This window comes from Sphingobacterium sp. JB170, assembly GCF_900163865.1.
Taxonomy (GTDB): domain Bacteria; phylum Bacteroidota; class Bacteroidia; order Sphingobacteriales; family Sphingobacteriaceae; genus Sphingobacterium.
Genome location: NZ_FUKU01000022.1, coordinates 1 through 3,641, shown reverse-complemented (window position 1 = coordinate 3,641; position 3,641 = coordinate 1). Strand labels below are relative to the sequence as shown.

Genomic DNA, 3,641 nt, shown 5'->3' with positions numbered 1-3,641 from the left:
TTAATGCTTATTTATAATATTTTTCCCCCTAATTCATTTCACCCAACGGGTTATAATAAAGTATTCCGTATTGAAACAACCTGCCCTGTAAGTAATGGAGAAATACACCAAAGCTATTATGAGAACCTATTGAAAACCCTCAAATCAGAATATAAAGAAAGTATCTGCAACGAGGACTTTTATAGATACTACCGTGCGGGCAGGACTGACCGTGACCATACTTATTTCAGGCTTGGACAAATCAATTACCACGATGGGTTAAAGAGTGGCGTATTTGAAATTGACCTTAGTTTTTCAACATATTATGATAACAAGATAGCCCATATTATAGCGAATGAATTACTTTATACTTATATGATTACCAAAATCAATCCCGAAGAAAATCCTGATATGATTTTACTAAACGGAGATGCAAACAAGGATATTTCGTGGACAAATTCACAAAATGCACTTATCGAATTGATATACGCTCTATATGCTTCCAATTCCATTGCATTCGGAAAAATAGGACTCCGAAAATTAGCTTTGATTTTTCAGGTACTATTCCGAACACCATTAAACGATATCCACCACTCTTTCCACCGAATGAAAACAAGGGCAGGTTCCCGAACGGCATTTTTAGACCAGCTTAAAATCGCATTGGAAGAATATATGGACAAAGACCTTTAGTTTTCGATAAATATCCACACAACAAGGGCAGTACATTTTTTGTGTACTGCTTTTTTTTTGCTCCTTTTTTCTCACTTTGCCCATATCTGCCAATTGGCAGAGCCTGCCTGTTTGCCTGCTTTTTTTTAATTAGTTTTCTACAATCCATTAATTCATAATTGGTTACATGGATTGTAAAAAACTTCAAAAAACCGTAAAACCAATTGGCAAGGCTTGGCGGACAAACTCTACCACCTTTATCAATTTTGCATAGTGAACTTTTAAAAAGCTATGCAATGAAAATAATAACCATTGAAGAAGAAGCGTGGAAACAGCTAAACAGCCGTATCAACGCCATTGCCGACTATTTGAAAAGAATGGAAGATACCGGCTATGATGACCTGTGGCTAAATAACCACGAAGTATGCCAATACCTGCACATCAGCGAGAAAACCCTCTGGCGTATGCGTACCAAGGGTGAGATTGCTTATTCAAAAATATACGGGCAATACTTCTACACCATCGGAGCAATTAAGGATATGCTCAATGCCAATGCCATACAGAGCAGTGATGATTATGTGCAGGAGCTTATGGCAAAAGGCAAAAGCTATATCGAAAAAGGCAGGAAGCTAAAGACAGGCGTTAACTCATAATTTCATCATCATGAATATCAACAGAATAGAATTTATAGCGTGGATGAAACGCATTATGGACCGGCTTGATATACTTGGCGACCATATAAATGATTTACAAAAGAAACGTAACAGTATTGACGGTGAGGAATTGCTCGACAACCAGGATCTGCTCCAGATGCTGAAAATAAGCAACCGTTCGTTGCAACGCTACCGCTCCATCGGGAAGTTGCCTTATTACACCATCAGTGGAAAACTGTATTACAAGCTGTCCGATGTACATCAGTTCATCAGGGATAGCTTTAACCCACCCTCAACTCAATGAACGCCAATGAAAGACAAACACTGCCTTTGAGTGCCACGTCGGGCAATGCAGCCAACGCTTCATTTACATTCGGCGGTAAACTTTAAATTTTCAGATTATGAGTGAAGAAACAACAAATAAGCAGGAAATGCCCGAACAATTATCGGACATATTGCTGGTATTGGATAAAGAGAAAATGAAAATCCAAGCCGTAAAGAGTATTGACGAAAACGGGAAAATGGAAACCGTTGAACCCACGAAGAAAAACCAGAACCAGTTTATGCGTGTGGACAAGAGCGGCGATTTCTTTTCCAACTTCTTCTCCAATTTTTTCAGCCAACTAAAGAACCCTACCAATTTCTCATTCTTTAAAGTGCCTGCACCGCTTGCAGTTGAAAAAGCGGAGGAAATACAAAAGCAGGTAGATAAGCCAACTCCCGAAGGCGAAAAGGTGATGAAAGAACACGAAGTGAAAACAGAACCGCAACAAGATAAACAAGAAAATCAGAATAATATGGCAACAGTACAAACCACACCGGAAGCCAGCGAATACCGCTACAAGCCGGAGCAGATTGATTGGGAAACTATGACCAATCTCGGATTAAGCAAGGAATATCTTGAAAAGAGAAACCTGCTTGAACCTTTATTGAAAGGTTTTAAAACGAATGAACTTTTACCCATTGGCGTTAACCTCGGTGGTACTATTCTCCGCACCGATGCCCGCCTGTCTTTACAGCAAGCCGAAGACGGAAAAGTTGTTGTGGGAATACATGGCATCAAAAAAGAGCCTAATCTGCATTTTGAGTTTTTCGGACATAAGTTTACGGATGAGGACAAGAAAAACCTGCTCGAAACGGGTAATATGGGACGTGTAGTTAACCTGACCAATACCAAAACAGGCGAACTGATGCCGTCCATTATCAGTATAGACAGACTAACAAATGATGTAATTGCATTACGAACAGAGTTCATAAAAATTCCCGATGAAATTAAGGGCGTAAAATTGGACGATGCACAAAAACAAACCTTAATGGAGGGCAAACCACTTTATTTAGATGGAATGATTTCTAAGAAAGGAACTGAATTTTCGGCAACCGTACAGTTCAATGCAGACAAGCGTTATGTTGAGTTTATGTTTGACAGAAGTAATTCCAATCAGCAATCACAAAGCAGGGGGCAAAATAACCATCAAAGTCGGCCGCAGGAAGCTCCAAAAACATTCAGAGGTAAGGAACTGACCGATGAGCAACATAAGGATTTTAAAGCCGGACAAACCGTCTATATTGACGGATTGAGGGATAAAAAAGGGCAACCATATCAGGGGTACATCACTTTCAACAAGGACACTGGTAAAACCAATTTTGAATTCCCCAATAAATATAAGGAAAGGGTTAAACCCACCGAAGCTCATAAAACACAAACTGCCGTCAATTCGGAGGGCAAGACCAATGAAGCGACCAAAAACATCAAAGAGCCTTTGAAGTCCGGGCAACAAAGACCAAAAAACAAACACGAGCAGGAACAACAAGAAAAGCCCAAAGCTCCTGCAAAATCTAAAGGCGTAAAAAGGTAATCAAGTATGAAAACAATCATTGCAGAAAAGCCAAGCGTAGCAAGGGAAATAGCCGGACTTGTGGGAGCTTCCGATAAAAAGGACGGCTACCTGACAGGTAACGGCTATTTTGTTACCTGGGCATTCGGTCATTTAATCGGATTGGGAATGCCCGAAGATTACGGCATTTCGGGGTTTGACAAAGCCGCTTTGCCGATACTTCCCAATCCTTTTTTACTGACCGTTCGGAAAGTAAAAAAGGATAAAGGCTATATCGCCGATACAGGTGCATTAAAACAGCTGAAAGTCATCAAAGAACTGTTTAATAAAAGTGATAGCATCATTGTAGCCACCGATGCGGGTCGTGAGGGCGAATTGATATTTCGCTATATCTATGAATACCTCAAGTGCAACAAGCCCTTTAAACGCCTTTGGATAAGCTCACTAACCGAAAAAGCCATTAAACAAGGTTTTGATAATCTTAAAGACGGGACAGCATTTGACG

Annotated in this window: 5 protein-coding genes; all 5 read left to right on the top strand. The window is 40.2% G+C overall.

Annotated features, from left to right (window positions below; translation table 11 throughout):
• Positions 1-669: RteC domain-containing protein (locus FM107_RS05205; RefSeq protein ID WP_086947462.1), on the top strand; the 669-nt coding region annotated here is incomplete at its 5' end.
• 275 nt (positions 670-944) lie between these two features.
• On the top strand, positions 945-1,301 hold the full coding sequence (locus FM107_RS05200) for a helix-turn-helix domain-containing protein (protein ID WP_086947461.1): 357 nt from the start codon (positions 945-947) through the stop codon (positions 1,299-1,301).
• 10 nt (positions 1,302-1,311) lie between these two features.
• A complete protein-coding gene (locus FM107_RS05195) occupies positions 1,312-1,605 on the top strand; it encodes a helix-turn-helix domain-containing protein (protein WP_086947460.1) in 294 nt (97 codons plus the stop codon).
• 97 nt (positions 1,606-1,702) lie between these two features.
• Positions 1,703-3,157, top strand: a complete 1,455-nt coding sequence (locus FM107_RS05190; RefSeq protein ID WP_086947459.1) for a DUF3945 domain-containing protein — start codon at positions 1,703-1,705, stop codon at positions 3,155-3,157.
• 6 nt (positions 3,158-3,163) lie between these two features.
• On the top strand, positions 3,164-3,641 hold a 478-nt coding region (locus FM107_RS05185), incomplete at its 3' end, for a toprim domain-containing protein (protein WP_256959356.1).